This window comes from Pseudomonas sp. GG8 (genome assembly GCF_052976945.1).
The window spans coordinates 5,501,871-5,521,516 of record NZ_JBRIIP010000001.1 but is presented as its reverse complement, the minus strand read 5'-3'; the positions used below and the strand labels follow the sequence as shown (position 1 = coordinate 5,521,516).

The following is a 19,646-nucleotide window of genomic DNA, read 5'->3' as shown; positions in this document are numbered from 1 at the left end:
AACCCGTCGATATGAGCGAATACTCACTTTTCACCTCCGAATCCGTGTCCGAAGGACATCCGGACAAAATCGCCGACCAGATTTCCGATGCGGTTCTGGACGCCATTATTGCCGAAGACAAGTTTGCCCGCGTCGCCTGCGAAACGCTGGTCAAAACCGGCGTAGCGATCATCGCGGGTGAAGTGACCACGTCGGCCTGGGTCGACCTGGAAGACATCGTCCGTAACGTTATTCTCGATATCGGCTACAACAGCTCCGACGTCGGCTTTGACGGCGCGACGTGCGGCGTGATGAACATCATCGGCAAGCAGTCGGTGGACATCGCCCAAGGCGTTGACCGCAGCAAGCCTGAAGATCAGGGCGCTGGCGATCAGGGCCTGATGTTCGGCTACGCCAGCAACGAAACCGACGTGCTGATGCCTGCGCCGATCACCTTCTCCCACGCACTGGTAAAGCGTCAGGCCGAAGCCCGCAAATCCGGCCTGCTGCCATGGCTGCGCCCGGATGCCAAATCCCAGGTTACTTGCCGTTATGAACACGGCAAGGTCGTGGGCATCGACGCGATCGTGCTCTCCACCCAGCACAATCCTGAAGTGTCCTACAAAGACCTGCGCGAAGGCGTGATGGAGCTGATCGTCAAACACGTGCTACCAGCCGAGCTGCTGCACAAAGACACTCAGTTCCACATCAACCCTACCGGCAACTTCATTATCGGTGGCCCCGTGGGCGACTGCGGCCTGACCGGTCGCAAGATCATCGTCGACACCTACGGCGGCATGGCCCGTCACGGCGGTGGCGCGTTCTCCGGCAAGGATCCATCTAAGGTTGACCGTTCCGCAGCGTACGCGGGTCGTTATGTGGCGAAGAACATCGTCGCCGCAGGCTTGGCTGAGCGTTGCGAGATCCAGGTGTCCTACGCCATCGGCGTTGCACAACCGACCTCGATTTCGTTGAACACGTTCGGCACCGGCAAGTTGCCAGACTCGAAGATTATCGCCCTGGTGCGTGAACACTTCGACCTGCGCCCTTACGCAATCACCACCATGCTCGACCTGCTGCACCCGATGTACCAGGCCACTGCTGCCTACGGCCACTTCGGTCGTACGCCAGTAGAAATGACTGTTGGCGATGACACCTTCACCGCCTTCACCTGGGAACGCACCGACCGCGCCGACGCCCTGCGCATCGCTGCCGGTTTGTAATAGCGCCAGCGTTTCAAGTTAAAAACAGCCCCCGTCGACGTTGGTCGGCGGGGGCTTTTTTGTGTCCGCTGGAAATCCCTCCGCCATCGCGGGCACTGCAAAATCCGGTAACCAGTCAATGCTCTTCCCCCCCAACCTAGCAACTAGCCTCATAAGCAAACCCCAAGCAAGGATGCTTCGATGCTGCCCGTTCTGCGTGTATTGACCAGTGCTGTTTTCGCGCTCGCCTCGTTAACCGTCAACGCCGACACCTGCCCCGACTGGCCGCCCGCCAAGGTCCGCACCGAAATAGTTGCTCTGCAACAACACATTGCCCAATGGGATGACAGCTATCACCGCCAGGGAGTTTCTCTGATCGCGGATGAGCTTTATGACCAGTCTCGCGCACGCCTGTCGCTGTGGCGTGGGTGCTTTGCTCAGAAGGCGCCTGACGACAATCCGCTGAAAACAGCGGCCGGTCCGCTCGTTCATCCCATACCCCATACCGGGCTGAGCAAACTGCGCAACGAACGCGCAGTCCAAGCCTGGCTCAAGGACCGTGAGGACGTGTGGATTCAGCCCAAGGTCGACGGAGTCGCGGTCACGCTGGTGTATGAAAGCGGCCAGTTGAAGCAGGTCATTAGCCGAGGCGATGGGCTCACAGGACAGGACTGGACCCACAACGCACGCCAGTTACCCGCCATCGCGCAGCACCTGCCCTGGCGGGAAAGTCTGGTGCTGCAAGGCGAGTTGTACTGGCGGCTGGCAGACCACGTGCAAGCCGACGGCGGCAGCCTGAACGCGCGCAGCAAGGTCGCCGGGTTGCTGGCACGCAAGACCATTACCCCGGACGAGGCGGCAAATGTAGGCCTGTTCGTCTGGGACTGGCCAAGCGGGCCGGAGCACCTGACCGAACGCCTCGACGGATTGAGTGCCATGGGGTTCACCGACAGTGCGCTCTATAGCAAGCCCCTGCAAAACTTCGCTCAAGCGCAGCAATGGCGCGAGCACTGGTACCGCAATGCGCTGCCCTTCGCCACCGATGGAGTGGTCATGCGCCAGAGCCAGCGACCCTCTGCACAACGTTGGCAAGCCAAGGCGCCCTACTGGATCGCAGCCTGGAAATACCCCTACGCCCAAGTGATCGCGAACGTGCGCAAGGTCAACTTCAACATCGGGCGCAGCGGCCGAATCACGCCGGTTCTGGACGTGGACCCGGTGCGTCTGGATGATCGGAACGTCAAGCGGATCAATGTCGGGTCCCTGGTACGCTGGCAAAAAATGGACATCCGCCCCGGCGACCAGATCGCAATCAGTCTGGCAGGATTGACCATCCCACGCCTGGACAGCGTGGTGTCACGCAGCGTTGAACGGGCTGAGTTCAACGTGCCGCAGGCGAGCGACTACCACGCCCTCAGTTGCTGGCAGCCGAGCCCGGGATGCGAAAGCCAGTTTCAGGCGCGCCTGGTTTGGCTCGGCGGCAAGCAAGGGCTGGCAATGCCCGGAGTGGGACCTGGCACGTGGGATGCGTTGCTCAGGGCCGGAAAGATTAACGGCCTGCTCGATTGGATGACCCTTGATGCCGTGCAGCTTGCTAACATTGCCGGCCTCGCCGAGCGCAGCAGCGCTAAACTGCTTGGCAGTTTTCAACAGGCTCGACAGCAACCGTTTCATCGCTGGGTGAAAGCGCTCGGGTTACCGCCGACCGCTGGCGTTGACCTCGGTAGCCAGTGGAGTGAACTGGCGGCCAAGAGTGTCGAACAGTGGATAAGCGAGCCGGGAATCGGTCCAGGAAGGGCCGCACAGCTCAATGCGTTTTTTCAAAATCCGCAGGTACAGGCATTGAGTGAGCAATTGCGGGTGCAAGGGATAGAAGGTTTTTAGGTCAATATCATTTTTCAGGGACAGGCGAGTCTTCGTTCGCTTATCGCGTCACTATTTTCAAGGGAGCCCCCATGAAGTGCTTGTCACCGCTGACCCTGTTCACGGCATGCAGCCTGCTGGCAGCACCGCTGTTCGCCGCCGAGGAAGCCCCCCAACTGACGGGCTGCGCGGCCAAGAGCCAGGACATCAGCGCCCGGATCGAACTCGCCAAGGCCAACGGCAACAGCGACCAGCAAGCCGGGCTGGAAAATGCCTTGAGTGAGGTATCGACCACCTGCGCCGACGCCTCCTTGCTCAAGCAACTTGAACAGAAAGTGCTGGAGGCCAAACGCGACGTCAGCCGGCGCCAGTCAGACCTGACCAAAGCGATGAGCAAAGGCGACCCGGACAAGATCAACACGCGCAAAGACAAACTCGCCGAGTCGCGTAAAGAACTGCATGACGCTCAAGTGGAGCTGGAGAAGGTCGAGCCGAACTATGATTGATACACCGCAAAGCAGTGTGTCAATCACTGCACATCAATGATCGCGAAACCCTTTATGGCATGCCTCGCACGCATCTTCGACCTTCTGCACCGCAGGGCTCAGGGTGCTGGCCTTGAAGGGCTTGGCATTGGTGGCGAGCACCAGTTCCCCGGTGGCCGATTCGAGTGACCGGGCCAGTTCCTGGAAATGTGCCTGTTTTTGCCAGACATCATCCTTGGCGCTGGTATGGTCGGCTTCCTTGACCACGGGGAAATGCTTCCACGGCTCGTGGGCCAGGCTGTCGAGCTTGATCGCGCCGTCGGTGAAGCGCTGGCCGTCGAACGTCACGCGGCCACGCAGCATGCCGCCCAAGTCTTCGCTGGTTTTGAGCATCTCTTTGAAGATCGCCTTGCGCTGACCCAAAGGTGAATTGGGATCAACCCCGCCACAGGCGCTCAAGGTCAGGCAGGCCAGCAATACCACGGAAAGTCTTTTCAAGGTCATGATCGCTACAGGCTGGTGGAAACGGCGGCCAGTATCCTCGGCTCATCGCAAAAGACCAAGCGTACCGTTGCCGCAGCAGGAACTTCTCTTAGGCGGAAACGATGAACAACGTCACGATAACCCCCATGCCAATTGCCCAGGCCAGGGAGCGCAAAACTGCCAGGTCCGCCAGGTAAAAAATGATGTACAGCAGACGACTGGTGATAAACAGCACCGCCAGCACATCAATGGTGACCGCTTGGGCGTTACCGACGATGTCGGCAATGATCACTGCGGCGGCAAACGCTGGCGTCACCTCAAAGCTATTGAGTTGCGCTGCATGCGCACGCTTGGCAAACCCTTCAAGATTGTCGAGAAAGGTGCGCGGGTCATGGTTCTCCCGCAGGCCGAACTTGCCGCCACTGAACTTGGCCACGCCGATACATAGGTAAGGCAGGCATATCGCGATCAATATGCACCAGAAAGCAGGAGTCATAAGCAAATCCTTATAGTTTCAGCTTCATTAGAAGCATGCCGAGCAACACTAGCCCACACGCTAAGAGCCTGGGCCGACCAAAAGGTTCTTTCAGGTAGCGCATGCCGAACAACACCACCAGCACCACACTGATTTCGCGCAAGGCCGCAGCCTCTGCCACCGACCCCAGCTGCATGGCCCATAGCACCAGAGCGTAGCTGAACAACACACACAACCCGACGCCTAGCCCAAGGCGCCACTGCTCGCACCAAAACAGGGTAAACGCCTGACGCTTGTTGCATATCGCCAACAATGGAAACGGCCAGGCACTGATCAGCGTCAGCCATACCAGATAGTCCAGTGGCTGCGCGCCGATCCTGAGTGCCTGGCCGTCGATCCACGTGTAGCAGCCGATGCATAGGCCGATCAACCCAACCACCGGCAGCATCGACCAAGGCAAACGCTCGCCGCCACCACCCTGCCACAACAGGCAGACCATGCCGCACGGGATCAATAAAATGCCGAGAATTTGTTGTGTGCTCAATTGTTCGCCAGCAAACATCAGCGTCAACCCCAACACCACCAGGGGTGAAAGCCCGCGCATCAACGGATAGACCAGGCCCAGATCGCCCACTCGGTACGCCCTGATCAGCAGGCCACGATAAACCAGTTCGAAAGCGGCCGAGGCCAGCATCCACGGCCAGACTTCAGCAGGCGGCGGTGTCACGAAAGTAAGCGCCAATACGGCGAAAACCAGAGCGACCCCATCCATGCTGGCGATGACCAATAGCCGTTCGCCACTGAATTTGATCAGGGTATTCCAGGTCGCATGCAGGAGGGCTGCAATCAACACCAAAGCCGTCGCCAGCACTGGCCGCTTCCTTGTTCAAAAGGGTCGTTATCCGGGAAGTTACCGCCGGGAGCAATTGATTCGCCATCTACCAGCAGCTGGATATACTGACACCGATTACGTCACACCCCCGTTGCGCACCCTAACTATTCCAATAATTTTGCTTCTACGGACTCAGCCTTTACCGGATCGAGTTCAGTCGCTCGCCTGCGCACGCCTGATCGGGACGTCAAGACTATCGACATATCCCTTAAGACGGAGCCTCTACACATGCCACTCGCTTTGCTTGCACTCGCCGTTGCCGCTTTCGGTATCGGCACCACCGAATTCGTGATCATGGGCTTGCTGCCCGAGGTCGCCAATGATCTGAGCGTCAGCATTCCTGACGCCGGCCTGCTGATCACCGGCTACGCGTTGGGCGTGGTGTTTGGCGCGCCGATCCTCGCCATTGCTACCGCGAACATGCCGCGCAAAGCCACATTGCTGGGCATGACACTGATGTTCATCCTCGGCAATGTCCTCTGCGCGCTGGCGCCGACCTATGCCACGCTGATGGCCGCACGGGTGATTACCGCCCTGTGCCACGGTGCGTTCTTTGGCATTGGCTCCGTGGTGGCGGCAGGGTTGGTCGCGCCGAACAAACGCGCGCAGGCCATCGCGCTGATGTTCACCGGATTGACCCTGGCGAATGTATTGGGCGTGCCGCTGGGCACCGCGCTCGGGCAATACGCAGGCTGGCGTTCAACCTTCTGGGCAGTGGCCGTAATTGGTGTGATCGCGGTGATTGCGCAAATGGTCTGGCTGCCCAAGGAGATCCCTATGGAAAAGGGCAATCTGGTCACCGAATTCCGCGTATTGGGCAAACCCAATGTATTACTGGCGCTGGCGATGAGCGTCCTGGCGTCGACCAGTCTGTTCAGCGTATTCACCTACATCGCCCCGATTCTGCGCGACGTTACCGGTGTCACCCCGCACGGCGTGACCTTCATGCTGCTGTTGTTCGGCCTGGGCCTGACCGGCGGCAGCATGCTCGGAGGCCGACTGGCCGACAGTCGTTTGCTGCCTGCGCTGCTAGGAATGTCGATTGCCGTCGTACTGATCGTGGCCTTGTTCAGCCAGACCAGCCATTCGGTCATTCCCGCTGCCATTACCCTGCTGCTGTGGGGCGTGGTGGCGTTCGCGTTGTGCCCGATTCTGCAGTTGCTGATCATCGACCAAGCCAGCGATGCGCCGAATCTGGGTTCAACCCTCAATCAAAGCGCTTTCAACCTCGGCAACGCGGCCGGTGCCTGGATCGGCGGCCTGGTGGTTGCCAGCGGCGCCGACCTTGCCGACCTGCCGTGGACGGGCGCAGCCGTCGGGGTATTGACCGTACTAACTGCGCTGTTCTACCTCTATTTGCAGCGGCGTCAGGCGCAAATAGTCAACGCCTGATACTCAGCCGGGTCTACGACATCCTCAATGAGTGTCGCTGTCCTTGAACTGGTCCTTCACGTAGGTGATTTCGGTCTTGCCGTGCGGGGCTGGCAGGCCGTCTTCACCGAGGTTGACGAAGACCAGCTTTTCCACTGTGAGGATGCTTTTGCGCGTGATTTTGTTGCGCACCTGACAGGTCAGGGTAATCGAGGTCCGACCAAATTCGGTCGCAGTGATGCCCAGCTCAATGATGTCGCCCTGCCGCGAGGCGCTGACGAAGTTGATCTCGGAAATGTACTTGGTTACCACCCGTTGATTGCCCAGCTGGACGATGGCGTAGATCGCGGCTTCTTCGTCGATCCAGCGCAACAGACTGCCACCAAACAGCGTGCCGTTGGGGTTGAGGTCTTCGGGTTTAACCCACTTGCGGGTGTGGAAATTCATGCTCACTCCTGACCGTATTGCCAATTGATGGCGCTAATAATGGCAGACCCGGCGCGTTACCTCTATCGGGCATCGGCTTACGTAGCGATTAGTTTTTTGCAGGGTTATGCGATGGAAAGGTCTTGGGCTACGCCTCGAGCACGGCTATAATCGCCGAGCTTCAAAAACGGTCACCGTCGGCTCGATTGTCTAAACAGCCCATGACCGTTCCCGCCACCTGTCCGAGGGGCGCTGCAGCAGGCTTGTCCTGTCAGGCTCGGATGGGGCGTTGCTTGATCGGCTGACCTTACTGAATCAGTCCGGACGAGCCTTAAACGCACAACGGCGCCCATTCGCACACTACGAATGGAGACTCTAAATGAGTGCTGTAATCACGCCTGCAGATTTTAACGACTACAAAGTCGCCGACATGTCCCTGGCTGCCTGGGGCCGTCGCGAAACCATCATCGCCGAATCCGAAATGCCTGCCCTGATGGGTCTGCGCCGCAAATATGCTGGCGAGCAACCGCTCAAGGGCGCGAAGATTCTCGGTTGCATCCACATGACCATCCAGACGGCCGTGCTGATCGAAACCCTGGTTGCTCTGGGTGCCGAAGTACGCTGGTCGTCCTGCAACATTTTCTCGACTCAAGACCAGGCTGCTGCTGCTATCGCGGCTGCCGGCATCGCGGTTTACGCCTGGAAAGGCGAGACCGAAGAAGAGTACGAGTGGTGCATCGAGCAAACCATCCTTAAAGATGGCCAGCCTTGGGACGCCAACATGATCCTCGACGACGGCGGCGACCTGACCGAGATCATCCACAAGAAATACCCGGCGATGCTGAACAAGATCCACGGCGTTACCGAAGAAACCACCACCGGCGTACACCGCCTGCTGGACATGCTGGCCAAGGGCGAGCTGAAAATCCCGGCCATCAACGTCAATGACTCGGTGACCAAGAGCAAGAACGACAACAAGTACGGCTGCCGTCATAGCCTGAACGATGCGATCAAGCGCGGTACCGACCACCTGCTGTCCGGCAAGCAAGCGCTGGTCATTGGCTATGGCGACGTGGGCAAGGGCTCTTCGCAGTCGCTGCGCCAGGAAGGCATGATCGTCAAGGTTTCCGAAGTTGACCCAATCTGCGCGATGCAAGCGTGCATGGACGGTTTCGAACTGGTTTCGCCGTTCATCGACGGGATCAACGACGGCACTGCCGCCAGCATCGACACTGCACTGCTGGGCAAGATCGACCTGATCGTGACCACCACAGGTAACGTCAATGTCTGCGACTCGAACATGCTCAAGGCCCTGAAGAAACGCGCGGTCGTGTGCAACATCGGTCACTTCGACAATGAAATCGACACCGCTTTCATGCGCAAGCACTGGGCATGGGAAGAAGTGAAGCCACAGGTGCACAAGGTTCACCGCACCGGCGCTGGCACCTTCGATCCGCACAACGATGACTACCTGATCCTGCTGGCCGAAGGCCGTCTGGTAAACCTGGGTAACGCTACCGGTCACCCGAGCCGGATCATGGACGGTTCGTTCGCTAACCAGGTACTGGCGCAGATCTTCCTGTTCGACCAGAAGTACGCCAACCTGGCACCGGCACAGAAAGCCGAGCGTTTGACGGTTGAAGTACTGCCGAAAAAACTCGACGAAGAAGTGGCGCTGGAAATGGTCCGTGGTTTCGGTGGCGTGGTCACTCAGTTGACCAAGCAACAAGCCGACTACATCGGCGTGACCGTTGAAGGTCCGTTCAAGCCGCACGCCTACCGCTACTGATTGATCAGGTAGCCCGCTCCCCATAGGAGCGGGCTTGGTCTGGGCCGCATCCGGATGATCGGCCGCGTAGCGGTCGTCGCGATCAGACACGCGAACCGATGTGGTTTCAGCATTTTGAAGGTCGTTCCGACCTTATCGCGGGCTTGCCCGCTCCTACAATGAGATCGGCGTCCATGTCTAACGACCGTCGCTTCAGCTTCGAATTCTTCCCGACGAAGACCGATGCAGGGCATGAAAAACTGCTCACCACGGCCCGTCACCTGGCCAGCTACAACCCTGATTTTTTCTCCTGCACCTACGGTGCCGGTGGCTCGACCCGCGACCGCACGATCAGCACCGTGCTGCAGCTGGAAAGCGAAGTCAAAGTCCCTGCGGCCCCGCATTTGTCCTGCGTGGGCGACAGCAAGGCTGACCTGCGCGCACTGCTAACGCAGTACAAAGACGCCGGGATCAAACGCATCGTCGCCCTGCGCGGTGACCTGCCCTCAGGCATGGGCATGGCCAGCGGTGAGCTGCGCCACGCCAACGATCTGGTGAGCTTCATTCGTGAAGAGACCGGCAGTCACTTCCATATCGAGGTCGCCGCCTACCCGGAGATGCATCCGCAGGCACGCAACTTCGAAGACGATCTGCAAAACTTCGTGCGCAAGGCCAAGGCCGGTGCCGACAGCGCTATCACCCAATACTTCTTCAACGCCGACAGCTACTTCTACTTCGTCGAGCGTGTGCGGAGGATGGGCGTGAACATTCCTATCGTGCCGGGCATCATGCCGATCACTAACTACAGCAAGCTCGCGCGCTTCTCTGACGCCTGCGGTGCAGAAATCCCGCGCTGGGTCCGCAAGCAGCTGGAAGCTTACGGCGATGACGTGCAAAGCATCCAGGCGTTCGGCGAACAGGTCATCACACAAATGTGCGAGCGCCTGTTGCAAGGTGGCGCACCAGGGCTGCATTTCTATACCCTTAACCAGGCAGAACCCAGCCTGGCGATCTGGAATAACCTCAAGCTTCCACGTTAAAAACCAATCTAACGTGATCATCTTGCGCGTGTAACATCCAGCACGTTGAATCAGCCGGATCTCGCCTCATCGAGACTCGGCTGACACCTTGGACTACGTGACTACTTCCAGCGATGTTTCGCATGGCTGCTGTTGGCAAGATGATGCAACGCCGACATGAACAGAAGTGATCCATTAGCCGCAGAGGTCCGATCCGGCGTTTCTATTTAGGCAACGTCCGTCGTAATCTCAGGCGATGTCTCACATTGTCCGACTCCTGACTGCCCTGGTCCTCACTTGTCTTAGCTTCACTGCTTTAGGCGAAAAACTGCGCATCGTCACCGAACCCTGGGCACCTTACGTGTACATGGAGGATGGTCAGGCACGCGGGCTGGACTACGAAACAACGTCGATCATCTTCCAGCGCCTGGGCATCGAAGTGGAGTGGCATTTCCTGCCCTGGAAGCGTTGCCTGGCGATGCTTGAACAGGGCCAGGCCGACGGCGCACTGGATATTTTCCAGAACGCCGAGCGCACTGATTCATTGCTGTACCCCAGCGAACCTCTGTCCGATGTCGAGTTCGTGCTGTTCTACGCCAACGCCCGTCCCCACCCGTTTCAAAGCCTGGAAGACCTGCGCGGCCTGACCGTAGGGGTTTCGCCGGGCTATCTTTACAGCCCGGAATTTAGGGATTCACCGCTGTTCGCCCGTGAAGAAGCGCCCACCCATGAAGCCAATTTCGGCAAGCTTCTGCGCGGGCGGATCGATCTGGTGATTACCGACCGCCGTGTCGGCCAGTATCTGCTTGATGAATTGAAGGTTCGCGAGCAAATCAGCCAGTTGCCAACCGTCATCAGCCGTGAGCCGCAATACCTTGCTCTGCGCAAAAATGTGGGCATGGACCTGCTGGTGCAGCGCTTTGGTGCCGAGCTCAAACGCTTCAAACGCGAACCGGCGTACGCCGAGTTGAGTGCCCGCTATGCTGGCGAGGCGACGCCAACGGCTACCACGTTGCTCACCACGCCACTGCAGCCGGCGTCTGCGCCTGAAAAAACCGTTGAGCAGCAGGAAAGCAGCGCGTTGTGATTGCTCTGTTATACTCCGGCATTCCCGCCAGGCTTACGCCCGGACGCTCGGCCTTGCATAAGGCATCTCGATCACGTCAGTCGCGACTTTTCTTTCCCGCGCCGATATGCCGAGACGCACGTCAAGACCCAGCAGGACCGGACGGGATTGCGTCCTCTAAACGCCATTCACGCCAGGCAAGACCTTCTCAATGGGCCCAGCCCTAACTAAAACAGGATTACTCATGTCCTTTGCTTCCCTCGGTCTCTCCGAGGCTTTAGTCCGCGCCATCGAGGCAGCGGGCTATACCGAGCCTACTCCGGTGCAACAGCGGGCCATTCCCGCCGTGTTGCAAGGTCGCGACCTTATGGTTGCGGCGCAGACAGGTACTGGTAAAACCGGCGGCTTCGCCCTTCCGATTCTGGAACGGTTGTTCCCCAACGGTCATCCGGACAAATCCCAGCGTCACGGCCCGCGCCAACCGCGCGTTTTGGTCCTGACCCCAACCCGCGAGCTCGCGGCGCAAGTACACGATAGCTTCAAGGTGTATGCCCGGGATCTGAAGTTCGTCAGCGCCGTTATTTTTGGCGGTGTCGGCACGAACCCGCAAGTCCAGGCCATGGCTAGAGGCGTTGACGTGTTGGTGGCCTGCCCAGGCCGTCTACTCGATCTGGCCGGTCAGGGCAGCGTCGATTTGTCCCGCGTTGAAATTCTGGTGCTCGATGAAGCCGACCGGATGCTCGACATGGGCTTCGTGCATGATGTGAAGAAAGTCTTGGCTCGCCTGCCTGCCAAGCGCCAGAACCTGCTGTTCTCGGCGACCTTCTCCAACGACATCACGGCCTTGGCCGGCAAGCTGCTGCACAACCCGGAACGCATCGAAGTCACGCCGCCGAACACCACGGTCGAGCGTATCGAACAGCGCGTATTCCGTCTGTCTTCGAGCCATAAACGCTCGTTGCTGGCGCATTTGATTACCGCAGGTGCCTGGGAACAGGTGCTGGTTTTCACCCGGACCAAGCACGGTGCAAACCGTCTGGCTGAGTACCTGGACAAGCACGGCCTCACGGCGGTGGCGATCCACGGTAACAAGAGCCAGAACGCCCGAACCAAAGCACTGGCTGACTTCAAGGCTGGCCAGGTGCGGATCATGGTCGCCACCGATATCGCCGCGCGCGGTCTCGATATCGACCAGCTGCCCCACGTCGTCAACTTCGAACTGCCGAACGTCGACGAAGACTACGTGCACCGTATCGGCCGTACAGGCCGTGCGGGCCGTAGCGGCGAAGCGATTTCGCTGGTCGCGCCGGACGAAGAGAAGCTGCTCAAAAGCATTGAGCGCATGACCAAACAGAAAATCGCCGATGGCGACCTGATGGGCTTCGATATCACAACGGTTGAAGCAGAGAAGCCAGAAGTACGTGAGCGTCCGGATGTGCGTAACCCACGCGCACCCCGTGGCCCTCGCGGCGATGGCCCGACCGGCAGTGGCGGTGGTGGCGGCCGTAAGGATAAAGGCAAGGACAAGGGTCAGGAAAAGCCGGCAGCCGCCGCACGTCCTGAGCGTCCAGCCCAGAAGCCGCGCGAGGGCACACCTGCCCGCGAGCAGCGTCAGGCAACCCCGCGTGCCGACCGTGCCCCGGACGAGTTCCTGGACGACGAAGTGGATAACTTCGGCAACCGCGCTGACTACGTGAGCCCGTACCCGAATAAAGGCCAGAGTCGTGGTCGTCGTCCGGGCGCTCCGGCACCTGCGGCTACCGCAGGCGGTGCAGCACCTGCTGCTCGCGCGCCAAGCTCGGGTCGCCCAAGCGGTCCTCGCACCGGCGCTGGCTCGACCACGGGTACACCGCCTGCCGCCCGTTCTGGTCCACGTAACGGCGCGCCACGCGATGGCCAGGCCCGTCGTGACGACGCGCCACGCAATCGTCGCCCTGCCGCCGCTCGCGATGATCAGCCCGCACGTCAGGAACCTGTGGTCAAAGGTCCTCGCGAAGGTGCACCGCAGCCGAAGATCGTGCACAAAGAGTCAAAAAGCGATCGCTTCCCGTCGGCTGATCAACTCGACCAACTGCCAAGCCGTCCACGCGGCGAGAAACCCGCATTGCTGACCCGCAACCGCGAAGGTTAAAGCCAGACACGCTGCATAAAAAAACGCCCCGACCGGGGCGTTTTTTTGGTCTGGATATCATGCGACTCCAGACATAAAAACGCCGACCCAAAGGTCGGCGTTTTTATGTTGCGAGCAAACCTTACTTGGCTTGAACGCCTTCAAACGAGAAGATCAGCTCAAGTTCCTGGGTTTTAGGGCCCAGATCTTTCTGAATCGCGAAGTCCTTCAGCTTGATAGTGGTGGTGCCTTCAAAGGCTGCACGGTAGCCGCCCCATGGATCTTTGCCTTCGCCCAGGAAATGCGCAGCGATCACGACTGGCTTGGTCACGCCGTGCAGTGTCAGGTTACCGGTCACGTCAGCCGTGTCGGTGCCAGTCGACTTGACCGAAGTCGATACGAATTTGGCTTCCGGGAATTTTGCTACGTCCAGGAAATCAGGGGTGCGGATGTGCTTGTCACGTTCAGCATGGTTAGTGTCGACGCTGGCAGTTTTCAGCGTGACATTAATCTTGCTGGCTTCCGGGTTCTTCGCGTCGAAGCTGAAGGTGCCGTCCCAGTCCTTGAACGTGCCGTAGATGTAGCTGAAGCCCAAATGGCTGATCTTGAAGTTAACGAAGGCGTGCTGGCCTTCCTTATCGACTTTGTAATCAGCGGCCATCACTTGCCCGGCGGACAACAGAGCAGTACCCAGAGCCAGAGCGGCGAGCGTCTTCTTCAACATGCGTTTATTTCCGTTTAGGTTGAACATTAGTCGCGACCCAACATGCGCGTAAGGGTCGCATCGCGATCAATAAAGTGGTGTTTCAATGCGGCCAGGGCGTGAAATCCAGCGAAAATCACCAATGCCCAGGCCAGGTACTCATGAACAGCGCCCGCGACGTCTGCCTGATCGGGGATGCTGGAAATCAACGCCGGCACCTCGAACAGATCAAACACCGGAATCCCCACACCGTCGGCGGTGGAAATGAGGTAACCGGCAAACATCACGGCAAACAAACCGACATAAAGAAACAGATGTCCGAACTTAGCACCCCATTGGACGAGCCGACTCTGAGCGGACAGTGCAGGAGGTGGCGGGCTGATGAAGCGCCAGACCACCCTGACCACCATCACAGCGAACAAGGTAAGACCGATGCTCTTGTGCAGGTCAGGAGCCGCTTTGCGCCAGGTATCGTAGTAGTCGAGGTCGACCATCCACAGACCCAGTGCGAACAAACCAAAGACAACAAGCGCCACACCCCAGTGCAGCAAGATGCTGACCAGACCGTAACGAGAGGAGGAGTTGCGTAGCTGCATCACAGTTACCTTCAAAAGTGGGCCTCAGACTAACTTTTTATCTATCGAATGAAAGCGCAAAATTTCGCTTTGAAATATCGAGAAATACGATCATAGGCTGACTCCTTTCAGCCGGATGCCAGCATCCCGTTAATGCCCGACCGACAATACTGCACCGTGACAATCGGACATTCGATCCCGATGAGTGGCACCACATTGTCATTCTGCGTCACAAGAGGTTGTTCCGCAGCCACGCATTGCATAGGCTTGCGCGATTGTTTGCCCTCGCGCCATGCGAGTTGCCACCCGGAGATTGCCAATGGGCCTGAATAACCAGTGGATGCAACGCGACCTTGCGGTGCTGTGGCATCCGTGCACCCAGATGAAAGACCACGAAAGCCTGCCGCTGATCCCGATCAAGAGCGGCAAAGGCGTCTGGCTAGAAGATTTTGAAGGCAAGCGTTACCTGGATGCCGTGAGCTCCTGGTGGGTCAACGTGTTCGGTCACTCGAACCCGCGCATCAATCAACGGATCAAAGATCAGGTCGACCAGCTGGAGCACGTGATTCTTGCCGGTTTCAGCCACCAACCGGTGATCGAACTGTCCGAGCGTCTGATCAAGATGACGCCCGAGGGCCTGACCCGCTGCTTCTACGCAGATAATGGTTCGTCCTGCATCGAAGTCGCGCTAAAAATGAGCTTTCACTACTGGCTCAACCGCGGCCAGCCGAATAAAAAGCGCTTCGTCACTCTGACCAACAGCTACCACGGCGAAACCATGGCGGCGATGTCGGTGGGCGACGTGCCGCTGTTTACCGAGACGTACAAAGCGCTGCTGCTCGACACCATCAAGGTGCCGAGCCCGGACTGCTACCACCGGCCTGAAGGCATGGGCTGGGAAGAACACTCGCGCAACATGTTCGCCGCCATGGAGCAGACCCTGGCTGAGAACCACGACACTGTCGCGGCGGTGATTGTCGAGCCGTTGATTCAGGGCGCGGGCGGCATGCGCATGTATCACCCGGTGTACCTCAAGCTGTTGCGCGAGGCCTGTGATCGGTATGGCGTGCATTTGATTCACGACGAAATCGCCGTCGGCTTCGGGCGCACCGGAACGATGTTCGCGTGCGAACAGGCTGGCATCCGTCCGGACTTCCTCTGCCTGTCCAAAGCCCTGACCGGTGGTTATCTGCCCTTGGCGGCGTGCATCACCACCGATGACGTGTACAACGCGTTCTACGATGACTACTCGACCCTGCGCGCCTTCCTCCATTCGCACAGCTACACTGGCAATCCGCTGGCGTGTGCGGCGGCACTGGCGACGCTGGACATCTTCGAGCAAGACAACGTCATCGAGAACAACAAGGCCCTGGCGCAACGCATGGCCAGCGCCACCGCGCATCTGGTCGATCACCCCCATGTCGCCGAAGTCCGTCAAACCGGCATGGCGCTGGCCATCGAGATGGTGCAGGACAAAGCCACTAAAGCCGCTTACCCCTGGCAAGAACGACGCGGTTTGAAGGTGTTCCAGCATGCCCTCGAACGGGGTGCCCTGCTGCGGCCGCTCGGCAGCGTGGTGTATTTCCTGCCGCCATATGTCATCACCCCGGAAGAAATCGACTTTCTTGCCGAGGTGGCCACCGAAGGCATCGACATCGCGACCCGCACCAGCATCAGCGTTGCGGTGCACGAAAACTTTCATCCAGACTTTCGAGATCCAGGCTGATCCCTTGTGGAAGCGCACTTGCCCGCTCCTACAAGGACCTAAACACTTTCAGAGAACGAACATGAGACTGTCCCGCTTTTTTATCGATGCGCCCTTGAGCCTCGGCGAGCACGAGCTGCCAGAAGCCCAGGCGCACTACATCGGTCGCGTATTACGCATGGCCGAAGGTGACGCGCTGCAAGTATTCGACGGCTCGGGCAGCGAGTTTCGCGGCACATTGCTCGAAGTGGGCAAGAAGCGCGTGCGGGTGCAGCTGAATGAACAGTTTGCCGGGCAAATCGAATCGCCGTTGCGGATTCATTTGGGGCAGGGGCTGTCACGCGGCGAGCGTATGGACTGGGCGATTCAGAAGGCGACCGAACTGGGCGTCAGCGAAATCACGCCCATCGTCAGTGAGCGTTGTGAAGTTCGCCTCAAAGATGAGCGTGCAGAAAAGCGCCAGGCCCACTGGCAACAGATTGCGATCAGCGCGTGCGAGCAATGCGGGCGCTCTGTGGTGCCGGTGATTCATGCGCCCATGGTGCTGGCTGACTGGATCAAGAAGACCGAAGCCGACCTGAAGCTGGTATTGCACCCGGTCGCAGAACCGCTGACCAGCCACAACAAACCCGGCACCCTGGCCTTTTTGATCGGCCCGGAAGGCGGGCTTAATGATGCCGAAGTCGATCAGGCCCAGGATGCGGGCTTCCACGCCGCCCGCCTCGGCCCGCGCGTACTGCGCACAGAAACCGCACCCGTGGTCGCATTGAGCGTGGCGCAGCAATTGTGGGGTGATTTCTAAACTGTCGTACCACACCATCCGTAGGAGCTGACTTGTCTGCAATCCAGTGCGGAGCGCTGGCCAAGATGGTGAGTTCACCACCGCTGGAAGGTCCTTCGGGTCGAGCGCGACCCAGGCTTATCGCAGACAAGGGGGACCAAGCGCCTACGGGTTATGTGTCAAAGCACATAAAACATGATTGCCACAAAGTGCAGCAAACTGCCGGCGATCACGAACAAGTGCCAGATACCGTGCCAATGCCGGAAGCGGCTATCGAAAGCAAAAAAGATAATCCCCACGGTATAAAACACCCCTCCGGCCGCCAGCCAAGTGAAGCCCGCCGTTCCCAGCGCAGCCATCAGTGGCTTGACTGCCACCAGCACGATCCAGCCCATCACCGCGTAGATCACGAGGGACATCACGCGCGCCTCGGAGCGTGGTTTGATCTCCTGCAACATGCCGATCACCGCCAGTCCCCAGACAACCCCGAACAGTGTCCAGCCCCATGGCCCACGCAACGTCACCAGGCAGAACGGGGTGTAGCTGCCCGCGATCAGCAGATAGATCGACAGATGATCAACCTTTTGCATGATCACCTTCGCCCGTCCCCGGACGCTGTGATACACGGTCGATACGCTATACAGCAGCAACAAGGTCACGCCGTAGATCGCCGTGCTGACGATCTTCCATACATCGCCGTCCATGCTTGCCAGCACCAGCATCCAGACCGCACCGACAAAAGCCAGCACCGCGCCGACCAGATGCGTCCAGGCGTTGAAGCGTTCTCCGTGATACATGTTCGCAAACCTCCAAAAACACCGACTGCGCAAGGCTCAGGGTTCTACGCGAAAAGTGCAATGCCCCACGCGGGCCCACGCGATATTTTTAAAGCCCTAAATGCTGAAATCGCTTGCAGCCAGCACGCGCTGAGTTAGGCACAATCCACCTGCTCACATTATTGAAGAGCTACGAATAAGAGTCCCTGCCATGCTGATCGACGAAGAACTGACCCTCAAGAAGCTGGAGATCTTCCTGGCTTTTATGCGCACCGGCAATCTCGCGCGGGCCGCAGTGGAGTTGCAGACCAGCAATGTCAGCGTGCATCGGGCTATCCATTCACTGGAGAGCGCCCTGCGCTGCCCACTGTTCAAGCACGAAGGTCGCAACCTGACGCCGCTCGAAAGCGCTTACGTGCTGGAAGAGCGCGCGCAGAAATTGATTCAGGACGTGGTCGCCACAGTGGAGTTGACCCGTCAGGCCGCCGGCTTTTCAGCCGCACGGTTCAAGTTGGGCTCGCTGTACTCGTTGACCATCAAGACTGTGCCGCAGCTGATCATGGGCCTGAAACTGCGTCGCAGTGAGCTGAACATCGATTTGATCATGGGCTCCAACATCGACCTGTTCTACAAACTGAAGAACATGGAAGTGGACGCGATTCTGGTATCGCTCAATGAAAGCGTCAACGATCTTGACTGCGAACACCTGCCGCTGTTTTCCGATGATATTTTCCTCGCCGCGCCCGCAGAGTCACCGTTTTCACAGCAAAGCGAAGTGGATTTGAGCGATCTGCGCGAAGCGACATTCATTACCCTGGCACAGGGTTTCGCGACGCATCAGGACGGGGTTCGAGTGTTCCAGCAGGCGGGCTTCGAGCCAAAGGTGGCGATGCAGGTCAACGACATTTTCACCCTGCTGAGCATGGTCAGCTCCGGGGTCGGTTATGCGTTGCTGCCAGGACGAGTGGCCGCCGTTTATGAGAATAGGGTGCGCTTGATTCCGTTGCAGGCACGCTATCGGATGCAGCAGCATATTGGTGTCGTGTTCCTCAAATCGAAGGAACGCGACCCAAACCTGCTGGCGTTTGTGGCCGAATGCCGGATGTACGCCAACCGGCATTCGCAGCCTGAGACTTGAAAAGCTTCGTAGCGGGACGCGTAGGTATAAGTGACTATGCGTCCCGCTGCGAATGGCGTTGTTACGCCCCCATAATCCCGCGCACGATGAAGTACAACACCGACGGCCCCAACAGGCAGCCCAACCCGGTGTGGAAGGTCGCGGTCAGGGCGCCGTAAGGCACCAGCCGACGGTCCGTCGCCGCCAGGCCTGCGGTCACGCCGCTGACCGTGCCGGCCAAACCACCGAACACCATCGCCGAGCGCGGGTTATCCAGGCCCATCCAGCGTGCAGCCATCGGTGTGCCGACCATCACAAAAATCGCTTTGATCAAGCCTGTCGCGATGGACAGCGCCACCACATCCGAACTCGCGCCAATCGCTGCGCCGGTTACCGGCCCGACGATGTAAGTCACCGCACCTGCGCCGATGGTGGTCATGCTGACCGCATCACGATAACCGAACATCCAGGCGATGCTCGCGCCAACAATGAACGGCAGTGTGGTGCCCAATAGCAAGGCAACGACCCCTATCAATCCGGCCTTGCGCGCCTCACTGGCTTGCACTTCGAACGCTGTAGCGACAATGGCGAAGTCACGCAACATGGCACCGCCCATCAAGCCGATGCCCGAAAACAGCGTGAGGTCCGCCAAGCCTTTTTGTCCGCCCGTCATGGTACCGCCGACCCACGCCAGTACCAGCCCGATAACGATGGCAATGGCCGAGCCGTGAATGCGCCCGAACGTCAGTCTTCTTGAGATCACCACCGAAATCCACATCACCACGCCGATAAAGGCGAACGCAGTGACCAGGCCGTTATTTGCCAAACCTTTTTCCATGAGCGCCCACAT

The 19,646-nt window shown here is 58.9% G+C and carries 19 protein-coding genes and 1 riboswitch; of the genes, 11 read left to right on the top strand and 8 right to left on the bottom strand.

Annotated elements, in window-relative coordinates; all coding sequences use genetic code 11:
* The first annotated feature begins 11 nt into the window (after positions 1–11).
* The 3 genes from metK to ACVBEG_RS26010 all read left to right on the top strand — a co-directional run bounded on the left by metK (position 12) and on the right by ACVBEG_RS26010 (position 3,550).
* Positions 12–1,202, top strand: a complete 1,191-nt coding sequence (gene metK, locus ACVBEG_RS26020; protein ID WP_219064016.1) for a methionine adenosyltransferase — start codon at positions 12–14, stop codon at positions 1,200–1,202.
* Positions 1,203–1,382: 180 nt separating this feature from the next.
* Positions 1,383–3,065: an NAD-dependent DNA ligase LigB gene (gene ligB / locus ACVBEG_RS26015; RefSeq protein WP_322176837.1), complete on the top strand. Its 1,683-nt coding sequence runs from the start codon at positions 1,383–1,385 to the stop codon at positions 3,063–3,065.
* Positions 3,066–3,136: 71 nt separating this feature from the next.
* The gene (locus tag ACVBEG_RS26010) at positions 3,137–3,550 is read left to right on the top strand and encodes a DUF1090 domain-containing protein (protein ID WP_447108413.1); all 414 of its coding nucleotides are present in this window, start codon (positions 3,137–3,139) and stop codon (positions 3,548–3,550) included.
* A gap of 33 nt (positions 3,551–3,583) precedes the next feature.
* Here the strand turns inward: ACVBEG_RS26010 and ACVBEG_RS26005 are convergent, their stop codons facing one another.
* The 3 genes from ACVBEG_RS26005 to ACVBEG_RS25995 form a co-directional block, all read right to left on the bottom strand.
* Entirely contained in the window at positions 3,584–4,033 is a 450-nt protein-coding gene (locus tag ACVBEG_RS26005; RefSeq protein ID WP_447108412.1) for a c-type cytochrome, read from the bottom strand.
* 88 nt (positions 4,034–4,121) lie between these two features.
* A complete protein-coding gene (locus ACVBEG_RS26000; protein WP_322176839.1) occupies positions 4,122–4,508 on the bottom strand; it encodes an MAPEG family protein in 387 nt (128 codons plus the stop codon).
* Positions 4,509–4,518: 10 nt separating this feature from the next.
* Positions 4,519–5,358: a DMT family transporter gene (locus ACVBEG_RS25995; RefSeq protein ID WP_322176840.1), complete on the bottom strand. Its 840-nt coding sequence runs from the start codon at positions 5,356–5,358 to the stop codon at positions 4,519–4,521.
* 249 nt (positions 5,359–5,607) lie between these two features.
* On the opposite strand from ACVBEG_RS25995, the gene ACVBEG_RS25990 reads away from it, so the two are divergent.
* A complete protein-coding gene (locus ACVBEG_RS25990) occupies positions 5,608–6,771 on the top strand; it encodes an MFS transporter (RefSeq protein WP_322176841.1) in 1,164 nt (387 codons plus the stop codon).
* A 24-nt stretch (positions 6,772–6,795) separates the two neighbouring features.
* Here ACVBEG_RS25990 and ACVBEG_RS25985 read toward each other — a convergent pair whose 3' ends face one another.
* Positions 6,796–7,197 carry an acyl-CoA thioesterase gene (locus ACVBEG_RS25985; RefSeq protein WP_322176842.1) on the bottom strand — a complete coding sequence of 134 codons (402 nt, stop codon included), beginning with the start codon at positions 7,195–7,197 and terminating at the stop codon, positions 6,796–6,798.
* A 217-nt stretch (positions 7,198–7,414) separates the two neighbouring features.
* Positions 7,415–7,534, top strand: a riboswitch (S-adenosyl-L-homocysteine riboswitch).
* Positions 7,535–7,555: 21 nt separating this feature from the next.
* On the opposite strand from ACVBEG_RS25985, the gene ahcY reads away from it, so the two are divergent.
* From ahcY to ACVBEG_RS25965, 4 genes are all read left to right on the top strand, one after another.
* Positions 7,556–8,965, top strand: a complete 1,410-nt coding sequence (gene ahcY, locus ACVBEG_RS25980; RefSeq protein WP_322176843.1) for an adenosylhomocysteinase — start codon at positions 7,556–7,558, stop codon at positions 8,963–8,965.
* A gap of 173 nt (positions 8,966–9,138) precedes the next feature.
* Positions 9,139–9,984: a methylenetetrahydrofolate reductase [NAD(P)H] gene (gene metF / locus ACVBEG_RS25975; protein WP_322176844.1), complete on the top strand. Its 846-nt coding sequence runs from the start codon at positions 9,139–9,141 to the stop codon at positions 9,982–9,984.
* Positions 9,985–10,219: 235 nt separating this feature from the next.
* Complete coding sequence (locus ACVBEG_RS25970) at positions 10,220–11,050, top strand: substrate-binding periplasmic protein (protein WP_322218411.1); 831 nt, start codon at positions 10,220–10,222, stop codon at positions 11,048–11,050.
* 223 nt (positions 11,051–11,273) lie between these two features.
* Entirely contained in the window at positions 11,274–13,160 is a 1,887-nt protein-coding gene (locus ACVBEG_RS25965; protein ID WP_322176846.1) for a DEAD/DEAH box helicase, read from the top strand.
* A gap of 121 nt (positions 13,161–13,281) precedes the next feature.
* Here ACVBEG_RS25965 and ACVBEG_RS25960 read toward each other — a convergent pair whose 3' ends face one another.
* Positions 13,282–13,863 carry a YceI family protein gene (locus ACVBEG_RS25960; protein ID WP_219064003.1) on the bottom strand — a complete coding sequence of 194 codons (582 nt, stop codon included), beginning with the start codon at positions 13,861–13,863 and terminating at the stop codon, positions 13,282–13,284.
* A gap of 26 nt (positions 13,864–13,889) precedes the next feature.
* A complete protein-coding gene (locus ACVBEG_RS25955) occupies positions 13,890–14,438 on the bottom strand; it encodes a cytochrome b (RefSeq protein WP_322218416.1) in 549 nt (182 codons plus the stop codon).
* A 298-nt stretch (positions 14,439–14,736) separates the two neighbouring features.
* On the opposite strand from ACVBEG_RS25955, the gene ACVBEG_RS25950 reads away from it, so the two are divergent.
* Together ACVBEG_RS25950 and ACVBEG_RS25945 are read left to right on the top strand one after the other, a co-directional pair.
* Complete coding sequence (locus ACVBEG_RS25950; protein ID WP_322176848.1) at positions 14,737–16,143, top strand: adenosylmethionine--8-amino-7-oxononanoate transaminase; 1,407 nt, start codon at positions 14,737–14,739, stop codon at positions 16,141–16,143.
* A gap of 61 nt (positions 16,144–16,204) precedes the next feature.
* Complete coding sequence (locus tag ACVBEG_RS25945; protein ID WP_322176849.1) at positions 16,205–16,924, top strand: 16S rRNA (uracil(1498)-N(3))-methyltransferase; 720 nt, start codon at positions 16,205–16,207, stop codon at positions 16,922–16,924.
* Between the two features lie 158 nt (positions 16,925–17,082).
* On the opposite strand, the gene trhA is transcribed toward ACVBEG_RS25945, so the two are convergent.
* Positions 17,083–17,700, bottom strand: coding sequence for a PAQR family membrane homeostasis protein TrhA (gene trhA, locus ACVBEG_RS25940; RefSeq protein WP_322176850.1), 618 nt, complete (start codon positions 17,698–17,700; stop codon positions 17,083–17,085).
* A gap of 190 nt (positions 17,701–17,890) precedes the next feature.
* Here trhA and ACVBEG_RS25935 point away from each other — a divergent pair, with 190 nt between their 5' ends.
* A complete protein-coding gene (locus ACVBEG_RS25935) occupies positions 17,891–18,817 on the top strand; it encodes a LysR family transcriptional regulator (RefSeq protein ID WP_322176851.1) in 927 nt (308 codons plus the stop codon).
* Positions 18,818–18,878: 61 nt separating this feature from the next.
* Here ACVBEG_RS25935 and madM read toward each other — a convergent pair whose 3' ends face one another.
* On the bottom strand, positions 18,879–19,646 hold the full coding sequence (madM, locus tag ACVBEG_RS25930; RefSeq protein ID WP_322176852.1) for a malonate transporter subunit MadM: 768 nt from the start codon (positions 19,644–19,646) through the stop codon (positions 18,879–18,881).